15 protein-coding genes are annotated in these 21,083 nt (G+C 33.0%); 1 reads left to right on the forward strand and 14 read right to left on the reverse strand.

Going from position 1 to position 21,083, the window contains the following annotated elements:
- Positions 1-149: 149 nt before the first annotated feature.
- From E1J38_RS06020 to E1J38_RS06035, 4 genes are all read right to left on the reverse strand, one after another.
- Entirely contained in the window at positions 150-1,469 is a 1,320-nt protein-coding gene (locus E1J38_RS06020; RefSeq protein WP_133356270.1) for a TolC family protein, read from the reverse strand.
- A complete protein-coding gene (locus E1J38_RS06025) occupies positions 1,459-4,656 on the reverse strand; it encodes an efflux RND transporter permease subunit (RefSeq protein ID WP_133356271.1) in 3,198 nt (1,065 codons plus the stop codon). Before E1J38_RS06025 ends, E1J38_RS06020 begins: the two co-directional genes overlap by 11 nt.
- Positions 4,653-5,774 carry an efflux RND transporter periplasmic adaptor subunit gene (locus E1J38_RS06030; RefSeq protein WP_133356272.1) on the reverse strand — a complete coding sequence of 374 codons (1,122 nt, stop codon included), beginning with the start codon at positions 5,772-5,774 and terminating at the stop codon, positions 4,653-4,655. The genes E1J38_RS06025 and E1J38_RS06030 overlap by 4 nt, the downstream gene beginning before the upstream one ends.
- A 72-nt stretch (positions 5,775-5,846) precedes the next feature.
- Entirely contained in the window at positions 5,847-7,757 is a 1,911-nt protein-coding gene (locus E1J38_RS06035; RefSeq protein ID WP_133356273.1) for an ABC-F family ATP-binding cassette domain-containing protein, read from the reverse strand.
- A gap of 85 nt (positions 7,758-7,842) precedes the next feature.
- Here E1J38_RS06035 and E1J38_RS06040 point away from each other — a divergent pair, with 85 nt between their 5' ends.
- Positions 7,843-8,226 (forward strand): DUF983 domain-containing protein, encoded by a 384-nt coding sequence (locus E1J38_RS06040; RefSeq protein ID WP_133356274.1) that lies wholly within the window; start codon positions 7,843-7,845, stop codon positions 8,224-8,226.
- Positions 8,227-8,334: 108 nt separating this feature from the next.
- Here E1J38_RS06040 and E1J38_RS06045 read toward each other — a convergent pair whose 3' ends face one another.
- The 10 genes from E1J38_RS06045 to E1J38_RS06090 all read right to left on the reverse strand — a co-directional run bounded on the left by E1J38_RS06045 (position 8,335) and on the right by E1J38_RS06090 (position 21,070).
- Positions 8,335-9,378: an NAD(P)/FAD-dependent oxidoreductase gene (locus tag E1J38_RS06045; protein ID WP_133356275.1), complete on the reverse strand. Its 1,044-nt coding sequence runs from the start codon at positions 9,376-9,378 to the stop codon at positions 8,335-8,337.
- A 119-nt stretch (positions 9,379-9,497) separates the two neighbouring features.
- Positions 9,498-10,388 (reverse strand): type IX secretion system ring subunit PorN/GldN, encoded by an 891-nt coding sequence (gene porN, locus E1J38_RS06050; RefSeq protein WP_133356276.1) that lies wholly within the window; start codon positions 10,386-10,388, stop codon positions 9,498-9,500.
- Between the two features lie 46 nt (positions 10,389-10,434).
- Positions 10,435-11,994 carry a type IX secretion system motor protein PorM/GldM gene (gene porM / locus E1J38_RS06055; protein WP_133356277.1) on the reverse strand — a complete coding sequence of 520 codons (1,560 nt, stop codon included), beginning with the start codon at positions 11,992-11,994 and terminating at the stop codon, positions 10,435-10,437.
- Between the two features lie 46 nt (positions 11,995-12,040).
- Positions 12,041-12,676 (reverse strand): type IX secretion system motor protein PorL/GldL, encoded by a 636-nt coding sequence (gene porL, locus E1J38_RS06060; RefSeq protein WP_116039279.1) that lies wholly within the window; start codon positions 12,674-12,676, stop codon positions 12,041-12,043.
- A gap of 70 nt (positions 12,677-12,746) precedes the next feature.
- Positions 12,747-14,123, reverse strand: a complete 1,377-nt coding sequence (gene porK, locus E1J38_RS06065) for a T9SS ring complex lipoprotein PorK/GldK (RefSeq protein ID WP_500801821.1) — start codon at positions 14,121-14,123, stop codon at positions 12,747-12,749.
- Between the two features lie 161 nt (positions 14,124-14,284).
- Positions 14,285-15,451, reverse strand: coding sequence for a formimidoylglutamase (locus E1J38_RS06070; RefSeq protein ID WP_133356279.1), 1,167 nt, complete (start codon positions 15,449-15,451; stop codon positions 14,285-14,287).
- Between the two features lie 5 nt (positions 15,452-15,456).
- Entirely contained in the window at positions 15,457-17,946 is a 2,490-nt protein-coding gene (topA, locus tag E1J38_RS06075; RefSeq protein WP_133356280.1) for a type I DNA topoisomerase, read from the reverse strand.
- Positions 17,947-18,085: 139 nt separating this feature from the next.
- On the reverse strand, positions 18,086-18,868 hold the full coding sequence (locus E1J38_RS06080) for a hypothetical protein (protein WP_133356281.1): 783 nt from the start codon (positions 18,866-18,868) through the stop codon (positions 18,086-18,088).
- A gap of 51 nt (positions 18,869-18,919) precedes the next feature.
- Positions 18,920-19,690, reverse strand: a complete 771-nt coding sequence (locus E1J38_RS06085) for a hypothetical protein (protein ID WP_133356282.1) — start codon at positions 19,688-19,690, stop codon at positions 18,920-18,922.
- 129 nt (positions 19,691-19,819) lie between these two features.
- Entirely contained in the window at positions 19,820-21,070 is a 1,251-nt protein-coding gene (locus E1J38_RS06090) for an LVIVD repeat-containing protein (protein ID WP_133356283.1), read from the reverse strand.
- Between the last annotated feature and the right edge of the window lie 13 nt (positions 21,071-21,083).

Raw genomic sequence — 21,083 nt, forward strand, 5'->3', positions numbered from 1 at the left:
AGAATAGATTTGGGATTAATTCTATCACGAAACTAAGCCAAAACAGGTTTAAAAACTATTTTTATCGATGAAAAGCATAAAATTTTAACAAATGACTTTCGATGAAATACAAAAAATTAATTAGAAAAGGGCATCTTTAAAGAAAATCTCTAGAAATCAACATTTAAAATTTCACCACTAATTTTAAGCAATTGTAACTCTGCGATTTTAGCAGCATATTTTGCTTGATTTTTAGTTAATGTAGCTCTTAAAAGATTTATTTGAGCTTGCCTAAACTCTATCGAGTTTAACTGGCCAAGTTTGAATTTTTCATGGGTTCTGTCAAAATTATTCTGTGAGGTTTTAATATTATCTTCTTGAAGTCTAAAAATTGCTAATTTATTTTGATAATCTTCCCAGGCGTTATTGAAATCCCTTTCTAATGTTACCAAAAATTCTTCTTTTTGAATATTTTGAGTCTCTAAGTTTATCTTTGCGTTTTTAACCCTTGTTATAGTATTTCCGCCATCAAATAAGTTCCAGGTTAAGTTTAAACCTCCAGAAAAACCAGAATTTGTGTTTTGAAGCACAAAAGCTAAAGGACTGTTATTATTAGACTCATTCCAGCCATAGCTTCCTGTTAATCCAACTGTAGGTAGGTAAGCTGATTTTTCAGATTTTACAATCAAAGAATTGATTTTAATATTTTTCTCAATTTGCTGTAAAGCTGTGTTATAAACTTTGGCCTTTTCTAAAAGTTCTGCTTTATTCATAAGCTGATTGAACTCAACTTCTGTATCAATATCAAAATTATCTGGTAATGTATTTCCCAAAACCAAATTTAAATCTCTTTTGAAATTTTTCAGCTGTTGTTCTGCATTCATCAAATTGATACTATCATTATTAATATCTACTTCAGCATTTAAAAGAGCTAACTTTGTCTCTTGTCCATAATCGAATTGATACTTTGCTCTAACTACTCTATCTCTTGAAATTTCTAGGGCTTGGATTATTGAATTGGTGTTCTCCTCTAACTCTGCCACATTGTAATATACAGTAAAAAGCTGCAGAATAGTGTTTTCAATGGTTTCACGTGCTTGTAATTCTGTTAGTTGCTGGCTTTCTTTTAACTGCTTATAGTTGTAGCTTCTTCCTAAACCATCAAACAAAACATAATTTAAATTTATTGATGCATTGTATCGTCTTGTCTCTGCTCCTGTAGCCACACGGGTGTCTCCATTAGCAAGTTGACCCTCTGTATTTTGTCTATCAATTGAAGCATTTGCATTTCCTGTAAGTGTAGGCAGGTAACCTGAATTAAGAATGTTAGCATTATTTTTTGCTACCTCAACTTGATTGTTAGCTATTTTTATACCATAATTATGCTCTAAAGCTAAACTTATAGCTTCTTTGGGTGTTATAATTTCCTGAGAAAACAAACATATACTATGTATTAGTGAAATACTAAAAAATATAAATCTAACTTTCATGTGTTTCCTTTTGTTCTATTATAGCACGTTCTACTTCTTCCTTGGTTACAGACTTACCGGTTACTAACCACTTTATATTCTTTTTAATATCATTACTAAATGCCAAGAACAATGGCAATACTAATAGCGTTAAAATTGTTGCATAACCAATACCAAATGAAATTGAAATTGCCATAGGCTTCAAAAATTGTGCTTGCCTACTTTTTTCTAATAATAATGGAGCTAAACCTGCAATGGTTGTTAATGATGTTAAAAAAATTGCTCTAAATCTAGATTTTCCAGCTTCTGAAAGTGCTAAATCAAAAGGCATCCCTTTTTTTAGATTAGAATTGAATTTACCTATAAGTACTAATCCATCATTAACCATAATTCCTATTAAGGCAATAATACCCAAGAGAGATAATGTGCTTAAAGGAAAATTAAACAACCAATGCCCCCAAGCTACAGATGTTAAGCTAAGTGGCACTAAAATAATCAACAACAACGGTTGACTGTAACTTCTAAATGTAAACGCAATCGTGATATAAATGAGCAATAATATTGGTATTCCCGCATTCTTTAACGAGGTTACTAGCTTAACCGTTTCTCTATTTTGGCCTTCATAAGATGGTGTAATTGTAGGATACCTAGATTGTATATCCTTAATAACATCTTCCTTTATATCATTTAAAATATCGGTAGCACTTCCATTAGGATTCTTTAAATCTGCTGTAACCTGAATTTCTCGTTGCCCCAGTAAGTGATTAATACTAACATCCCCCCTTTCAATACTATAAAAAGCAATATCTTTTAAGGTAACACGCTCTCCTAACGGTGTAATAATACGCATATCATCTAAATCTCTTAACGACTCCCGATTGCTTCTATCATATCGAACCCAAACACGAATTTCATCTTGTCCTCTTTGAAAGCGCTGTGCTTGAGCTCCAAAAAAGCCAGCTCTAATTTGGCTCATAACGGTCCGTAAATCTAATCCCAACAGATAAGCACTTTCTTTTAACTGCAAGCTAATTTCTTTAATACCTGCAGGGTCATTGTCAGCAACATCTTTTAAAAGTGGATTGGTTTGCAATCGGTTTTTAAGCTCTATTTTCGCAGCCTTCAATTCTTTAACGTTATTACCTAATAAAGAAATTGAAACTGGACTTCCTCCAAAATTGCCTCCTGATCCAAAAATTAAGCTTTCTGTGCCAATTACTGGTCCCACTACCTGCCTTAACCTATTTGCCACCAGTCTTGCATTTATTTCGTCAGGTCTTTCTTCTCCGGGAAGCATATTAATTTCTAATCTGGCACTTGAGGAACTATTTAAAGTTAAAATGGTGTTTTCAAAGAGTTGTTTTCCAGTACCCTTTAAATACTTTTCAGTAAACTCTTTATTTACTTGAAATGATTTATTTTCAATCATTGAAATAATAGAATCTGTAACCTTTTCATTGGTGCCATTGGGCATTTCTAATTGAACATTAATTCTATCACTTGCTATGGAAGGAAATCTTGTAACACCAATAATTCCACCTCCAATTGATCCATAGGTAAGAATGAGTAGGGTAATAAAAAACCCAAGCGAAAGTAACTTATTATTTAAAACAAAATGAATGGTTGGACTGTACACTTTATCTCTAAGAAAAGACATAATACTGTCACCAATTTTATTTATGAGTCTCATTTTAGAGAAGAACAGCTTTATTTTTGAGGTAGTAACAGTTCCGTTAGGTTTAGTCAACGCTTTAGAATGAGCCAAATGCGCAGGTAAAATAATCAATGCCTCAACTAATGAAATAGATAAAGTTAATATCACCACAACAGAAACTTCACTAAAAAATTCACCAATCCTGCTATCTAAAAACAAAAACAATGAAAATGCCAATAATGTTGTTATAATTGCTGAGACTACTGGAGGAAGTACCTCCATAGTTCCATCAATAGCTGCTTGAACAGGTGTTTTACCTTCCTCATAATGCTGATAAATATTTTCAGCTATGACGATACCATCATCTACTAAAATCCCAATAACAATAATCATCCCGAAAAGGGACAATACGTTTATTGTAACATCAAACTGATTTGCAAAAATGAACATACCCAAAAATGAAATAGGGAGCCCAAATGCCACCCAAAATGCTAGTCGTGTATTTAGAAAAAGAGATAGAAAAATAAGCACCAAAATAACACCTGCAAAGGCATTTTCCATTAACAATTGGGTACGTTGTTTTAAAGGGATGGAACGATCACTAATTACTTTTAAACTTACGTTATTGTAACTCTGGTTATAGCTTTCAATATATTCATTTACCTTTTCTGCAGCTGATATTAAATCTTCATTATTTGTACTAGTGATACTAATATTAACAGCTAACTCCTGATTAAAATAACTTACTTTTGGTGTTTCAGAAAATCGGTCCCTTATTATCGCAACGTCTTTGAGTCGCACTATTTTTCCATTAGTAGAAGCTTTGATAATTAAATTTGACAGTTCATCACCATAATACGATTTGTTGTTGGCTCTAATTAAGTACTCTTCTGCACTAGTTTTTATATTTCCTCCTGTTACTAAAATATTGGCAGATGCTACTGCCTGAGCAACTTCATTAAAACTGAGATCATAGGCTAACAAACTTGTTTCATTAACGGCTATTTCAATTTCCTCCTCTGGATAACCACTTACCTCAATTTGTGAAATGCCTTCTATAGCCCTTAAATCATTCTCTATTTGTCTACCAAGTTGTTTTAAAGTAACTAAGGGAATATTCTTTCCGCTAATAGCAAACGATATAGTTTCTCGAACCTCTTCTCGTTTTGCAACCACCAACGGTTCCATACCAGTAGGGAAAGAAGGCACTCTATCGACTGCATTCTTTACTTCAAGTAACATGAAATCAATATTCTCACCTTTCTCAATCTCTACAGTAATTGACCCACTGTTTTCTCTAGAAACTGAAGTAACACGCTCAACACCTTTTAATCCTTTTAAATTATCTTCAATCTTAAGGACTATACCTTCTTCAATTTCCTGAGGAGATGCTCCAGGGTATGTAACATTTATGGTTATGATTTTAGACTCAACTAATGGAAAAAAGGATGACCTAAGTGATAACATCCCAATAATACCAAACGTAAAGAAAGCCAAGATAAAAACATTAACCGCTACGTGATACTTGATAAAATAAGCTATTATCTTTCTCATGATTTTGATTTCTTTTCAAAAGGTTTTACTAACATGCCTACATAAGCACCCGGAACAGGTTTTTTAAGGATTACCGTACCATTAGGTACGTTTTTTAGCACCACCTTTGAGTCTGAGAAATAAACCGGTTTGGCTTCCATAACATCTAAAACGCTATCTCTAACCACATAAATCTCATTGGTTTCTAAGAATAAGTTCCTATCAATTTCAATAGCATCATCTTCTTCTTTAGCATTTACATTTGCTTCTAAAAATAAACCTTCTTTAAGGCTTGGATCTTTTACTTCAATATAAACAGTTATGGTTTGTGTAGTTGGGTCTACACTACCATTAACTCTTGAAACGATGCCATTGTAAGTAGTGGTTTTGTCTAGACTATTCAATACAACGGTTTCATCAACTTTAAGTAAATCTGCATAAGAACTAGCCAAGGCCACTTCCATCTCATAAACCGATGGATTTATAAATTCTCCTAGTTTTTGCCCATTACGTATTAAAGACCCCTCTGTTACTAAAGCCTCTGTTAGAATTCCCGAAAAAGGTGCAGAAATAGTATATTTTGAAAGTCGTTTCTCTAGATTTTTAACATTATAGTAGCTAGAAACAATACCACGTCCATTTATAAAATAGTTCTCTTTTTCTGAAGTCATTTTTGGTAATTCTGGCGTAGTTTTATCTAAATCGAATTTATTGATATAGGTTTGCCATTTTTGATAAACTTCGGGAAAATCTAATCTTAAATCTGGCATTATTCCAGTAATGGCATTGTACAAATTACTTTTAGCAGCCTGAACACTAGCGCGATATTCAGTGTTGTCTATTTGAATTAAAACTTGCCCCTTCTTATATGTTTGTCCAGGTCTAAAAAGCACATTAGAAAATCTAAAAACTCCCTGAACTTCAGCATAAAGTTCTACACGTTGCTTTGCTACCAAACTACCACTTGCGGGAATTACAATTTTTACCGTTTTATTTGTAACCGTGTCTGTAAATACCGTTTTTACAACTTTTTCTCTAAATGGTTTTGGTTTGTTTTTATTAGCTATAAGATTTTTTGCAAACAAAAAGGAAAATACCATAAGTAAAATTCCTATTACAGAAAGTATGGTTTTGCGCATGCGAGTTGTTTTGATGGTGATAAACAAATATATTTGTTACACCAACATAATGTAGTTAAAAAAAACTTAAATCTAATCGTTTAAAGTTTCTATTTCCAATTGAATATTTTCCCATTGCTCCATTAAAGTATCTAAATCTGACTTCTTGTTATGATAAACATCAAAAAAATTGGGTTTTGAAGTAGCTTCTTCATAATTAATTTCAAGCTCTAAATCTATGGTCTTTATTTCTTTTTCCAAGGCACTAATTTTAGCTTCAATATTACTTAATCTATTCTTTAAAGACTTTATTTTTTTCTGATCTTCATAAGACGTTTTCGGCTTCTTTTTTGGCGCTTCTTTTGTCACGGTACGCTTTTCTACCTCCCTTAAACTCTCAACTTGACGCTGTTCTAAATAATAATCTATACCTCCTAAATATTCCTTTATTTTTTGATCTTTAAACTCATAAACCTTATTAGCCAATCCTTGTAGAAAATCACGGTCATGTGATACTAGAATTAAAGTCCCCTCGTAGCGTTTTAAAGCTTCTTTTAATACGTTTTTAGACTTGATATCTAAATGATTTGTGGGCTCATCCATTATCAAAACATTAAAGGGTTGCAACATCAATTTAGCTAATGCTAATCTGTTGCGCTCCCCTCCAGACAGCACTCTAACATATTTTTCAACCTCTTCTCCTCTAAACAAAAACGACCCTAGAATATCGCGTACCTTGCTTCTGTTGGTTTCGTTTGCAGCATCAATCATAGTATCTAAAACAGTTTTGTTACCATCTAAGTACTCTGCTTGATTTTGAGCAAAATACCCTAACTGAACATTATGCCCAAGTTTTAGAGAGCCATCAAACTTAATATCTCCAACAATAATTTTAGCCAAGGTTGATTTACCTTGACCATTCTGGCCCACAAAGGCGGTCTTACTATCTCGTTCAATTAATAAATTGATGTTTTTCAAGACTTCTTTTTCCCCATAATTCTTTGAAACTGCTGACGCCTCAACAACAACTTTACCTGGTGTTACTGAAACAGGAAAATTAAGCGTCATGACACTGTTATCATCTTCATCAACCTCAATACGCTCAATTTTATCTAGCTTTTTTATAAGTGATTGCGCCATAGAAGCTTTAGTAGCTTTAGCCCTGAACTTTTCAATTAGTTTTTCTGTGTGTTCAATTTGTTTTTGCTGATTTTTTTGTGATGCCAATTGTTGCTCTCTCAATTCTTCACGTAGTACCAAATATTTTGAATATGGTTTAGGATAATCATAAATTCTCCCTAATGATATTTCAATAGTTCTATTAGTAACATTATCCAAAAACATTTTGTCATGAGATACTATAACCACAGCTCCAGAATAATTTTTCAAAAAGTTTTCTAACCAAATAATAGATTCAATATCCAGATGGTTTGTAGGCTCATCTAAAAGTAAAACATCATTATTTTGAAGTAATAATTTTGCCAGTTCAATACGCATACGCCAACCTCCCGAAAAAGTATCGGTTAACTTATCAAAATCTTCACGCTTAAAACCAAGCCCCTGCAATATTTTTTCTGTATCGCCTTGATAATTATACCCTCCTAAAATTTCATATTGATGCTGCAAATCATTAATATCAACCATAAGCTGATGATATCCGTCACTTTCATAATCTGTTCGTTCTGCCAATTGGGTATTAATAACATCCATGTTAACCTCTAGACTCTTGATTTCTGTAAAGGCCTCATATGCCTCTTCTAAAACCGTTCTTCCAAAAATAAAATCAATATCCTGCTTTAAAAAACCAATTTTCAGAGTTTTATCTGTAGCTATTTGTCCAGAGTCAGGCTCTAACTCCTTCGATAAAATTTTAAGCATAGTAGATTTACCAGCACCGTTTTTTCCAATAAGCCCAACTCTATCTCCACTTCCTAGTTTAAAGGTTATATCTTCAAATAAATATTCACCTTGAAACGATATTGAAAGATTGTGTATGTTAAGCATAGAAATGTGACTTTAGTTACAGAATATTAAACTATTAAAACTACTTTTGTTTTGTTAGAACGGTAGCAAAAGTACACTAAATTATATGTTAAAAAAAGGAACCAAGATTTATAGTATTATAACCGGTTGTTGTCCAAAATGCCACCAAGAATCTATGTATAGCAACAAAAATGCTTATATAATTTCAGATACTTTGAAAATTAACGAACGGTGTTCTAAGTGCGATACTAAATACCGTATTGAGCCCTCATTTTTTTATGGTGCCATGTACGTAAGTTATGCCGTTGGAATTGCTTTTGCTGTAGCTGCTTATGTTATTAGCAACCTGTTTTTTAATGCTAGTTTACAAGTTACTTTTATTTCTATTGTTGGCACCTTAGTAGTTTTTATGCCAATTATAATGAGACTTTCTAGAAATATTTGGATTAACTTTTTTATGCATTATGACGAAAGTTTGGTAAAGAAATAATCTTAGGTATTACCATTTACGGGTCACGCTTTCGGGAGTGGCTTTTTTCAACCTCCTCTCATTCAGTTATCAAATAACAAAACCTCAACAGCTAACAAAATAGACGTTTTAGCTATAAAACCTTTTAATATCAATTTCATTTTCTAAAGCAATATTATTTTCAATAAAATTATAAAGCTGTTTAGCTACATAAGGTCCAATCATAACACCACGTGTTCCTAGTCCATTTAAAACAAACAGATTTTTATACTCATTATGTCTACCAACCAAAGGTCTTCTATCCTTTACAGTTGGTCTCACTCCTGCAACTTGATGAATAACTTCAAACTCACATGAAATTAGTTTTTTGAGCTTTCCTAATAGTTCCTCTTTAGCTTTTAATGATGTTTTATTGGTTAAATCATTCCATTCGTAAGTAGCTCCAACAATATATAAATCATCCGCTAAAGGAATTAAAAAGGCTGCAGACTTTAACACGAAATCTATTTTCAATTCCGGGGCATGAATAATTAATAATTCTCCTTTGGCGGGTACTAATGGTAAATTACTAAAAAACGGATTGTGTTTAATTCCAAAACCTTCGGCAAATACGATGTATTCTGATTCAATATTTTTATATTGAATTTTATCTTTTTCAATTTTTAACATATCATATTCAAAGGCTTCTTCTAATAACCTGTTCTTCTCCTTCAAATAACCCTTATATGAATCTATCAAAGTTTTAACATCAATTCTTCCAGTATTAAACACCTCACCAAAGCCAAAAGGAGCTTCTAAACTATCATTATTGTTTTTAATAATAGTATCTGATAGATACTCTGAAAGCAATGGCTTATCAGATGCTGTAAACCAATTATTTTGTTCTTCGGTTGAAGTGAATTTTCTGTAGACAGGAATTTTATAATCTAACTTAACACTTAACAACTTTTCAAGGGAAGCATATACTGGTAATGCTAATTCTAATTGCTCTTTGGCCTTCCAAACACTAGTGAAACGTTTTAAGACCACTGGGTTGTATAAACCTCCAGCAACGAATGATGATAATTGAGAGTTATTATCAAAAACCATAAAGTTTTTACTATTAGTTCTAAGTTGTTCGCAAAAGTTAATCCCTGCTAACCCAATGCCTACCACAATGCAATCTACTTTCATTTTACGAATATATGAAGTTTAGAAATTTTAAAGCCGTTCCGAGTACTCTCAGTATGACAAATTAAACAAAAAAAAACCCACTAAAAGTGGGCTTAAAAATTATCTAAATTCTTATGTGGTTAATAAGTCCACATATCTAGTTCAAAATCTCTAATTTTATCCTTAATTCTTTCAGATTCCAATAATTGCATTAAAGCATTTTGTGAGATATACTCATTAACTTTTCTATCCCCTTGTACATTTTCCTCTTTGTATATATATCCATGAAAACGTCTGGAATTCAAAATATGATCAAAAGAGAACGGAATGGCACTATTCTCGTTATTAAACGATTTAGCTTCATGTAATACCTCTCTGGCGTCTGGTAAAAAGACCCAAAATAATTCTACTAGATCTGGTTCTTCTTCATCTATAAAATTAACATCTGGTGCTACAGGAGCTATTCCTAATAACCTGTATTTCATTTCAGATTGGCGCTTATCAAAATACCACAACCCTTTAACGCGATATTCCATAATATCTGCAGCAGTAATATCACGTCTGTTAATATATTCTGCCGACAATTCTTCACCTGCATTTAACTGTTCAATACCTAACTCAGTAGTATCAATTTTGCTTAAAGCAGCTTCAATATCTTTTAGTGTTCTTTGGGTTGTAAAATAAGAATCATCATAAATTCTTTCAATGTTACCATTTTTAATGTTTTTCATAAGCACATCATAAAGAGACCTTCTATTACTACCAATGTTATTTGTGTCAATAGGGTAGTACAATGGGAAGTTAGCACGTTCGTCAAGAACAATTTTCTCCCAGGTCATTTTAGAAAAAAGAATATCTCTATCATCTACATAACCATAAGGCAGTGGCTTATCATTATCAATTGCTATCTGTGCTTCTGTTCTTACACCTATTTCTTCGGGTGATTTAGCATTCAATATATTTGCCTGAGCAAACATGCTTGAAGCTGTAAAAACAGTTACCATGGTTAATAAAAAACTTTTATAATTCATCTTTTTATATTTTAATAGGGCTTTAATCTAAGACTATTCTTAGATTTTAATTTGTAAGCTCAATAATTACAGGCGACACTTTTTTAAGTATAACACTTACACCGCTTGCTTTAGCTTCAATATCAAATATTTGCACGTCTGATCCTCGTTTTGCTTTACGTAATGCAGATTTCGCTCTACTGTCTAGCTTATTACCACTAACATTAATGGTTGGTTGCCCAGACACTTTAAACTTAAATCCTGTAACTCGCAATGGTAATTCGAAATCGAAATCGTCGAACTTCGCGCCAACAGAAGATATCTCCAAACTATTACGTTGCATTTTTACCTGACCATCTTCACCTCTAATAGTTCCAGTTGGTTTTGGTAAATCTTTAATTCTGAAAGTAGCATTATCACTCACTGGTTTTCCATCTGGCAACTTACCAGTTACATTAATGGTTACCTCTCTACCCTTAACGGTAGTTACGTCCATAACATAGTTGCTACCTCTAACTCTAGATAATCCTTGAGCTCTAGCGCTTACGTTATTATCAGGAATTCCCGCAAATGAAATGGTCATTGGGTTTTTAACACCACGATATACCACATTCATTTTATCTGCTGAAATCGTAGCTGAATTTGGCTTTGGAACGGTAGCAAAAGATGATGATACAGGTACTTCAACTTCTTCTCCATCTTGAGCAAAGATTAATTTACCTTCTATCTTATGTTCTCCAGGATTACCTGTTCCTACTTTTAATTTTACTTTACCCTCCTCAATAGAGTACTGATCTTCACTTAAAGGTCTTCCATCTAAAGTTAATTCAACTCTCTTAGGCTTAGTAGAGGCATCTTTTCTACCCAATACTATTTGACCATCAAATGTTTCTCCGTTAAAGTAAGCAGACTTTGTAGTTTCTAACAACGTAGTATAGTTAGTCATAGATACCTCGCTAGAAAGTGTTCCTTGTAACATTGCAGATAACACTTGAGATTCAGTGGTTTTAATATCTGCTTGTAACTGGGTCATCTTTGTTAAAGAAGCCACTAGAGGAAAGCCTTTATAATGGTACTCTAACCATGGTTGCTTTCCTGCACCACGCTTAATATCATCGGTATTAAAGTTTTTTTGAACATCTTTCACAATGTCTTCCATACCATTTTGATCTTTTAGAATTTCTGAAACACCATCTCTAAAGGTAGCTATTTGATTTAAAAACTCTTCACCCTCAGGCTTGAGCTTATCTCCTTTAAAAAAGTTTTCATCAAGGTAATCACCTTTGTCCATAATCTCATAATCTTCAGGATCATCAACTGTGGCTTCCATCTTACCTTTTAATTCTTCGAGATAATCATTAAAATTAGTCGCTAAAACATGTATTTGACTTGCCTTATCCTTTAAAGGCTCATATTTTTCTTTTTGATCTATAGCTTTTTGTTCTAAACTAGCTACAAACGCTTGATTGCGAATAGTTGCAGCCTCATTAGATTCCGTAAGCTTTTTATTCATTAATCCAAAGGCCGAAAGTACCTCCTTTGACATATTTAATGCTAACATTGCAATGAAGATTAAATACATCAGATTAATCATCTTCTGTCTTGGTGATAAATTATTTCCTGCCATTTCTAATTAGGTTTTGGTTATTAATATAAATTTGGGTAACCCCTAATTAGCTTTTATTCATAGCAGATAACATACCTCCATAAACACCATTTAATGATGATAGATTAGATGCTAAAGATTGCATTTGCTCTTTTAATTTAGCAGCGTTCTCAACAGACTCTTCATTTAAAGCAGCTTGCTTGTTAATACTTTCTAACTGTACTTTATATAAACTGTTTAAAGATTCCATTTGAGCAGCAGCTAAAGATAATTCTTCGCCGTACTTTCTTGTAGCTTCCATAGAATCTACAGTTGGTGTAAGGTTTTTAGCAGCACCTTCAAAGTTTTTAATGCTATCTCCTAAACTAGCCATAAGTTCGCCATCAATTTTAGCGTCTTTTAATAACTCATCTAATTTTTTAGATAACAAACCTTGAGGGTCTTTAGCTTCTTTTTCGGTTGCTTGACCACCCGCTAACTCTGGGTAAACAAGTGACCAATCTAAATCGTCGTCTACTGGTTCAAATGCTGAAATAGCAAAAATGATTGCTTCTGTTACCAATCCAATGGTTAACATGACATTACCTGTTAAAGGTCCAATTTCAAAATGAATAATTTTGAACAATGCTCCTACGATTACGATTGATGCTCCTAATCCGTAAGCTAAATTCATAAACTTTTTACTTGCTCTTGACTGTGCCATAATTTTCGATTTTTAATTTAAGTACGAATACTTAAGTAGGTTAATTAATAGTAATTTATTATTGATTAGATTAAATTTTTGTCTTTTTACCGTTTTTAGAATTTACTTGTGTCCCCATATAATCCTGAACGGTTCTAAAGCCAATATAACTTCTTGCAGAATCTGCATACTCATAATCTCTTGAACTTACTTGTAAGAAGTATGCAACGTCTTTCCATGATCCCCCACGCACTACTTTACGTTCGTTTTCCATATCGCTAACACTTGGGTTGATGGTCGACATATATTCATAAGATGATGGATCATAAGATGAATCTACCCATTCAGCAACATTACCAGCCATGTTGTATAAATTATAATCATTAGGCTCATAAGATTTTGCTTCAACGGTGTATAATGCTTGGTCTGCAGCATAATCACCTCTTACTGGTTTAAAGTTTGCCATAAAACAGCCTCTATCACTTTTGGCATAAGGTCCACCCCAAGGAAATGTAGCTGCTCTCAGTCCTCCTCTAGCGGCATATTCCCATTCAGCTTCTGAAGGTAATCTAAACGCATTTACAAAATGAGCCCCTTTTTTGCTTTTTTGATAGGTGTTTTTCCATAAAGTTCTCCATTGACAAAAGGCCTTTGCTTGTTTCCAAGTTACACCAACCACAGGGTATTCACCATAAGCATCATGCCAAAAATAATCGTTATGCATTGGTTCATTATAAGAATATGAGAAGTCTCTAATCCAAACGGTAGTATCAGGATACACCTCAACTTCTTCTTTGAGTAAAACGTCTTTTCTTCTTAAACTTCTATCCTTAGCGGCCTTTTGAATATCCATGTATGTGTACTGAAACTTAAATTTAGTTACATCCCAAGTACGTTGACCATTATAAGATTCTTCCATTGGCAAATACATGGTATCCATAACTTCGGCATAATACTCATCAGGGTATTCCGCTGTGTCAAAAATTAAATCAATATCATGATTTAAGTTGTAACCTTCATATCCGGTAGGTCCGAGCCCAGTATAATTTTCATATATATACTTCTGATAAACGGTCATATTAGCAGTATCTGCTTCTTTAAAAGCAAATTCACCAATACCTCCATCTTCAGGCGTCATACCAACTTCATCGGCTAAAATAGCCAACTTAGTCCTAATAATAGAATCTCTAACCCAATTAACAAATTGACGATACTCACTATTAGTAATTTCTGTTTCATCCATGTAAAAGGGCCTAACAGTAACTGTTTTTGCTGGTGCATTGTGCACGCCTGCTAAATCATCATCTGCTTTACCCATTATAAACGCACCACCAGGTACAAGTTCCATTCCATAGGGCTTTTCTGGATGCCATTTCTTTCCTTTAACACCCACTAACTCTCCCCTATCTTTGGAGCCACAACTAGCTAGTAGTATAAGTACTGCGGTTAATAATGTTAACTTTTTCATATTCATAGAAAACTCGAGGTTAATTAATCTGCTTCAACTTTGCGAGGGTAAACATATTTATATATTTTTTAAAAAACAACTTTTTCGAGAAAAAAATTACATTTCATCGTAAAAAGTAAGCATTTAATCGATGAAATAAGCATTTTGCCTTGATATTGTTGCTAAACACAATTCTTTTGAAACGCTTTATACCAGCGGTCTGGGACTATATTATTACTCGCATCTATATAATCCTGATGCATGCATGGTAATAACGTATGTCTTTTTAATTTATTATTTACTTCTGCTAAAAAAGGGATTTCAATCCACCACCTACCGGTCTTATTACTTTTGTAAAAGATTAATTCTTGGGAGTCTACTAAGGTAATGAATTTTTGATAATTGTTCTCATTAGAAAAATCATCATCTTTTACTCTACAATTCACTCCTTCAATAAAATACCAAATCATTTGTGATATTAGCATTGAAGAAATTTCATCATCATTTGAAGGCTTGTATTCATAAATTCCAAATGATGTTACTTTATTACTGATACCCGCATATCTTGAAATGGCACATATCTCTTTTCCGTCTAAACCATTTGGAGAAAATTTTTGATTTAAACTTACCTCAGAACTTTTAACAGAAGTTAAATCAATACTTACAATATTAGCATCTCTTAAAACAGGCTCTACTGAAGCAATGTTATTAGAAATCTCACCTAATCTATAAGATTCAAAATAAAGACTTTCCATTAAATCTATTTCTTCCTGAGAATTGAAATAGGTCTGATAACCAATGGTGGCGTAATTAAAAAGGTTGTATGGCTTATCTAGAATTATTTTTCCAACAAAACTATTATTCTTTATGGGCTTTGTAGAATCTCCCATATCAAACTTACTATCAATATTAACAATATTAACCATTGGTATTAAATGGTCATAAGCCCGGTAATTTGCGTAAGTTAAATCTTGAGAGCCACCTAATATAATTGGAATGATATTCTTTTTCACTAAAATACTAATGGCTGTTTTTAAAGCAAAGTAAGTATCTTCTACACTTTCTCCTTTATGAATATCGCCTAAATCTGCTATAGTGGTATTCCATATACCTGGAAAAAGACCGTAGAAAGATTTTCTTATTTCATCTAACTTAAATTCATCCCCAATATAATTAACATCATTTCGGTTCTCTAAAACACCAATAAGAGCAATAGAAACACCTTCTAAATCTGGCATGCCATTTTGTTCTGAATGAATTTTAATTTTTCTTCCCAACGCTTGAGCAGATAATAATTCGTTGTGAGCTAAAACTAAATCTGAAACAGGGGTAAGAAAATTGAAATTCATTTAGGCTACTTCTTTTTAGTGGTTGCTTTTTTTCTTGTTGTTTTCTTTTTTGGTGCATTGGCTTCAATAAGGCCTTTGGCTTCTTCGAGAGTCATTTCTGAAACATCAACCGTTTTTGCCAATTCAACTTTCACCTTTCCTTTGATAACATGATGTCTTCCCCATCTTGCTTTCTCAACTCGTATACCTTGATCTTCCCAATTATGAACTACTTTTTCAATGTCTTTCTGAATTTTGGTTTCAATCAACTCAACAATATCTTCATCAGATAGGTTATCCCAGTCATACTTTTTATTTACATTGATGAACATATTGTTCCATTTAATAAAGGGCCCAAAACGTCCTTTACCTTTTTGTACTGGTAAATCTTTATATATATATATAGGAGCATCTGCCTTTATCTTTTCTTTAATTAAAACAATGGCATCATCAAGGTCAACACTCAATGGGTCAACACCTTTTGGTAAGGATACAAAGCTATTTCCAAATTTCACATAAGGGCCAAATCTACCGTTATTTACCTGAACTTCTTCTCCTTTATACGTTCCTAGATCTTTTGGAAGCTGAAACAAATCCATAGCTTCTTCATAGGTTATACTACTTAACTGTTGGTCTGGACTTAAACTAGCAAACAAAGGCTTTTCTTCATCCTCAAAAGTTCCTATTTGAACCATAGGCCCAAATCTTCCTAAGCGCACACTAACTTGTCTTCCCGTTTCAGGATCCTCACCTAAAATACGTTCTCCAGATTCTCGTTCTGCATTTTCTTTGACGTCTTCTACTTTAGGGTGAAAATTTTTGTAAAACGATTTCATCATTTTAGTCCAATCCTCTTCTCCATCAGCTATACTATCAAAATCTTCTTCAACCTTTGCTGTAAAATTATAATCTAGAATTTGATCGAAATGATTCACTAGAAAATCTGTAACAATCATTCCAATATCTGTAGGAACTAATTTGCCTTTATCAGATCCTACTTTTTCTGTGAGTAGTTTACTTGAAATACTCCCTTCTTTTAAAGTGAGTTGGGTATATTCTCTTTCTTCACCCTCTACCGAACCCTTTTCAACATAATTTCTATTTTGAATGGTAGAAATGGTTGGTGCATAGGTTGACGGACGCCCAATACCTAATTCCTCTAACTTCTTTACAAGAGATGCTTCTGTGAATCTTGCTGGTGGACGCGTATACCGTTCTGTTGCCGTGATGTAGTTGTTAAGAAGTTTTTCTCCCGTTTTCATAGCAGGCAACATACCATCCTGCTCAACATCCTCATCATCAGTACCTTCTAAATATACTTTCAAAAAACCATCAAAAGTAATCACCTCTCCGTTGGCCGTAAAAATTTCATTATGCTTAGAAGCACTAATTTTCAGATTGGTACGCTCTAATTGGGCTTCACTCATTTGCGATGCAATAGAACGCTTCCAAATTAACTCATATAAACGTGCTTGGTCTCTGTCTATATTTACAGAGCTTCTTGAAAAATCGGTAGGCCTTATAGCCTCATGAGCCTCTTGAGCTCCTTTAGATTTTCCAGTATAATTTCTTGGATTACTATAGTTAGATCCAAAAGCTTTTTCTATTTCGGCTTGAGCACCTTGTCTAGCCTCATCTGATAAATTAGTACTATCGGTTCTCATATAAGTAATTAAACCAGCTTCGTATAGCCGTTGTGCCATAGTCATGGTTTTACTTACAGAAAAATATAGTTTACGCGACGCTTCTTGTTGTAATGTAGACGTTGTAAAAGGAGCCGCAGGTGATTTTTTTGCTGGTTTCTTTTCTAAACTTGCTACTTCAAAACTGGCAGATGCATTTTTTTCTAAAAATTGTTGAGCTTCTTCCTTGGTTGAAAAATTCTTGGGCAATTTTGCTTTAAATGATTGTCCGTCCTGATTAGAAAACTCGGCATCTATTCTATAAGATGCCACAGGTTTGAAATCTTGAATTTCTCTTTCCTTTTCAACAATCAATCTTACAGAAACAGATTGCACCCTACCGGCAGACAAACCTCCTTTCACCTTACGCCATAAAACAGGAGATAGTTCATAACCAACAATTCTGTCTAATATACGGCGTGCTTGTTGGGCATCAACTAAGTCATAGTCAATTCCTCTAGGGTTTTCAATAGCCTTTTGTATAGCCGACTTTGTAATTTCATGAAAAACAATACGTTTCGTTTTTTCTTTATCTAGTTTTAAAGCCTCTGCTAAATGCCACGCAATAGCTTCTCCTTCTCGGTCTTCATCACTTGCCAACCAAACAGTATCTGCATTTTTAGCTAACTCTTTAAGTTTTTTTACAACCGCCTTTTTGTCTTTAGAAACTTCGTATTTAGGTTTAAAATCACCGTCTACATCTACCCCTAATTCCTTGGAAGGAAGGTCTGATATATGCCCAAAGCTAGATTCTACTTTAAAATCCTTTCCTAAAAATTTTTCAATGGTTTTTGCTTTTGCAGGTGACTCAACTATCACTAAATTCTTCGCCATACTTCAGTTTTTGAAGCTACAAATGTATATGAAAAAAAGTTTATCTGCTGCATTTTACAGATTAACCGCATATTATTTTATTAAAAAAAACCGCATTTAACTCAATAAATACGGGTCTTTAAAGTTATTATAAAAAAAATTATTCGGTAGAGGTTCCTATTTCTTCAATAGCTGTAGTCTCATCAAAACCAATAACTTCTTTATAAATTAAATAAATTGGATGATAAGGAAATGCCGCTGTAAATAACAATCCTATACCACATAACATGAATCCAACTATTTCTGCTAACAACCCAGAAACAAATAACAACCCAAAAATGAGTAACCATTTTTTGTTTCCTAGCTTGAAACTTACTTTAACAATTTCACCCACACTCAAATCTGGATTAAAAGCAAAAACTATGGCAAATAAAGACAGAGGAACCATTACATAAAATATTGGTAAATAGCATAATATAACTGCCAAAATTGCAATACCAAACGATGCCAACATTAAAACAAAGATTTTGCTTAAATATGTCCCTTTAATAAAATAGAAAAAATCTGAGGTGTTAGTTTGTTCATTATTATCCAACTTGCGCATCATTCTATAAAATCCGGCATTAAGTCCAACAGAAATAGCCCCTAAAACTAAGACACCAGCAACAACAAAAACTATGTAAAAAACCGACATTCCTGCTATAAAATTCTCAAACGCCTCATTATTACCAAAACCACTTTCTTGTTGCGCTATAATAGCTGCTATTAATGGCACGTATAGTACAATTATTAAAGGCAGCATTATTATTAGCGTGAATAATTGCAATAAAAAGCCTTGTACCCAAGTTTTTTTAAAAAGCTCAATCGAATCACTAAAAATATTACCAAAATCTAGGGTTTTAGAACTATTTATTTTTTCAATTAATGTATTTATCGCGCTCATCTTATATGTTTTTGGTTAGCATTTACAATTTATAGAGGTTAGTTTTTTAAATTAATTAAATCCATTGTCTTCACCTATCAAATCTATTTCTGATTGTTCATCAAAACCAATAACATCCTTGTAAATTAAAAAGAATGGTAAATAAGCAATGCTTATTGTTAACAAAACACCAATACCACAAGCAATTATTCCTAACATACCTAAAATTGAACAAACAAAAAGACTACCAAATGAAATAAGCCACTTTTTGTTACCAATAGCGAAACTTAATTTAACTATTTCTATTTCTCTTAAATGTGGATTATTAGAAAAAATGATAGAAAAATACGATAGTGGTACAATAGCATATATATATGGAATGAGTAGCAAAAGTTGAGCAATTGTAGCTATGGCAGTATATATCATACCCAACATTAATGCCTTGGTAAAATATTCTTTCTTAAAGAAATAGAAATAATCATCATTTACATTTTGCCCTAAACTCACTTGTTTACAAATCCTGTAAAAAGCGGCCATTAAAGCTATAGTTAAGGCACTTACCATAATGGTTTGTGGAATACTATAAATGGCATTCTGAGAATAAAACCCAACGAGAGTCTCCAAATTAAAACCATTATCAACAAAATATAAAGAGTCTGGAGCTAAACCAATTAATTGAAAGATAAAACTGACAGCAATGGCAGCAACAGCAATAATTAAAATAGTTAGAAAACCTTTAATCCACACTTTTTTGAACAGCTCTATGGCATCATTAATAATATCTCCAAAACTCAAATCTGGGGCCGTATTTATTTTTTTAGTTATTGTATTAAAGGACTGCATTTTTAATGGTTTAAGTTAGTACGTAAAAATTACACACAATAAAAGTAGCCGTTTTTTATAATTTGTTACGAGTTTAAATAAAAAAAATCCGCTTTCCAGCAGATTTTTGTTATTCAAAGAAATAATTTTTTAGTTAAGTGAAAATGAGCTTAAAAAACTAATATTACCCTCTAGGTATTTATATTGATAGAGAATATTATCTCCAATCATCACCAAACTATTTTCCAGCGGAATAACATCGGTGGCCTGAACATCACTTATGGTTCGTATCAAGTTCAAATCTACAGGAGAGTTTCTATTGAATAGTTTTAAACCGGAAGCACCATCACATACAAAAAGCATATTACCCTTTATTCCTAATCCGTAAGGGTTATCTAAGGCATAACGTTTTGCTAAGATAGGATTGGTTTTGTCTGTTACATCAATCACCTCTAAAACACTCTCTTGTTCACCACAATTATTGCCTCCTCGTATGGTTAAGTAGGCATAATTACCCGAAACTACAACAGGATCACAACCAGTCCAATGAATAAACTCAGATAAACGTGTGGGATTTTCAGCATCTGCTAAATCATAAATATACATACCATCAGTACTTCCAATATAAAGATACCCTTCTGCCTGAAATAAAGTTTCAATATTATTACCGGCATAAAAAGTTGTTATTTTAGTAGGATTGGATAGATTACCCATATTAAAAATAGTCATTTCATGAGAATCAACAGTATACAGATAATTATTCACTATTTGAAAACGTGCCAATGAACCACCAACACCTACGCTAGACTCTGCCGAAGCTGCCATAACAGCCGTATCAAATACCATTCCCCTATCAATCCAGATATTTTGTTCCACCTCATCTCTTGGCCTTTGTTCTAGTTTCCAACCAATTAAAATATCGGTCTCCCAATTAAAATCATCATAATCTGTAGCCATAGCTTCCAGAGGAATTCTAAAATTGTAAACTTGAAATACATCTTCCAACCGTTCAACTTCTATAATATTATTGATATCTGAAATATCAAAAACCACTAGGTCCGTGGCGCTATCAGCATATAAATAATTGTCTTTTATTGAAATATCCTCATTTCCTGGAATAACTATATATCTTATTGCTTTGGGAGATTTAGGATCTGTGTTATCTATAACATGAACACCTTTATTTATATCATTTACAAAAATATAATTGCTATAGGCATAAATTTTTCCTGCTTGTATGATGGGCTGTGGAGCAATAATATCAACCATTGTTCTGAAAGCTGATTTGCTAACAAACTCTGGTGTAGCAACAGTTACGAGATCTTCATTATCATTATCATTATTACAAGCAAATAAAGCCAGTGCTACAACAAGTATGAAAAAAACAGGGTTAGTTCTCATGTATTATGTTTTT

The organism is Seonamhaeicola sediminis (genome assembly GCF_004358095.2).
Lineage (GTDB): Bacteria > Bacteroidota > Bacteroidia > Flavobacteriales > Flavobacteriaceae > Seonamhaeicola > Seonamhaeicola sediminis.

Excerpts from the sequence above, each read along its gene's own strand:
- E1J38_RS06020 (WP_133356270.1), bottom strand. The coding sequence starts at position 1,469 with ATGAAAGTTAGATTTATATTTTTTAGTATTTCACTAATACATAGTATA.
- E1J38_RS06025 (WP_133356271.1), bottom strand. The coding sequence starts at position 4,656 with ATGAGAAAGATAATAGCTTATTTTATCAAGTATCACGTAGCGGTTAAT.
- E1J38_RS06030 (WP_133356272.1), bottom strand. The coding sequence starts at position 5,774 with ATGCGCAAAACCATACTTTCTGTAATAGGAATTTTACTTATGGTATTT.
- E1J38_RS06035 (WP_133356273.1), bottom strand. The coding sequence starts at position 7,757 with ATGCTTAACATACACAATCTTTCAATATCGTTTCAAGGTGAATATTTA.
- E1J38_RS06040 (WP_133356274.1), top strand. The coding sequence starts at position 7,843 with ATGTTAAAAAAAGGAACCAAGATTTATAGTATTATAACCGGTTGTTGT.
- E1J38_RS06045 (WP_133356275.1), bottom strand. The coding sequence starts at position 9,378 with ATGAAAGTAGATTGCATTGTGGTAGGCATTGGGTTAGCAGGGATTAAC.
- porN (WP_133356276.1), bottom strand. The coding sequence starts at position 10,388 with ATGAATTATAAAAGTTTTTTATTAACCATGGTAACTGTTTTTACAGCT.
- porM (WP_133356277.1), bottom strand. The coding sequence starts at position 11,994 with ATGGCAGGAAATAATTTATCACCAAGACAGAAGATGATTAATCTGATG.
- porL (WP_116039279.1), bottom strand. The coding sequence starts at position 12,676 with ATGGCACAGTCAAGAGCAAGTAAAAAGTTTATGAATTTAGCTTACGGA.
- porK (WP_500801821.1), bottom strand. The coding sequence starts at position 14,123 with ATGAAAAAGTTAACATTATTAACCGCAGTACTTATACTACTAGCTAGT.
- E1J38_RS06070 (WP_133356279.1), bottom strand. The coding sequence starts at position 15,451 with ATGAATTTCAATTTTCTTACCCCTGTTTCAGATTTAGTTTTAGCTCAC.
- topA (WP_133356280.1), bottom strand. The coding sequence starts at position 17,946 with ATGGCGAAGAATTTAGTGATAGTTGAGTCACCTGCAAAAGCAAAAACC.
- E1J38_RS06080 (WP_133356281.1), bottom strand. The coding sequence starts at position 18,868 with ATGAGCGCGATAAATACATTAATTGAAAAAATAAATAGTTCTAAAACC.
- E1J38_RS06085 (WP_133356282.1), bottom strand. The coding sequence starts at position 19,690 with ATGCAGTCCTTTAATACAATAACTAAAAAAATAAATACGGCCCCAGAT.
- E1J38_RS06090 (WP_133356283.1), bottom strand. The coding sequence starts at position 21,070 with ATGAGAACTAACCCTGTTTTTTTCATACTTGTTGTAGCACTGGCTTTA.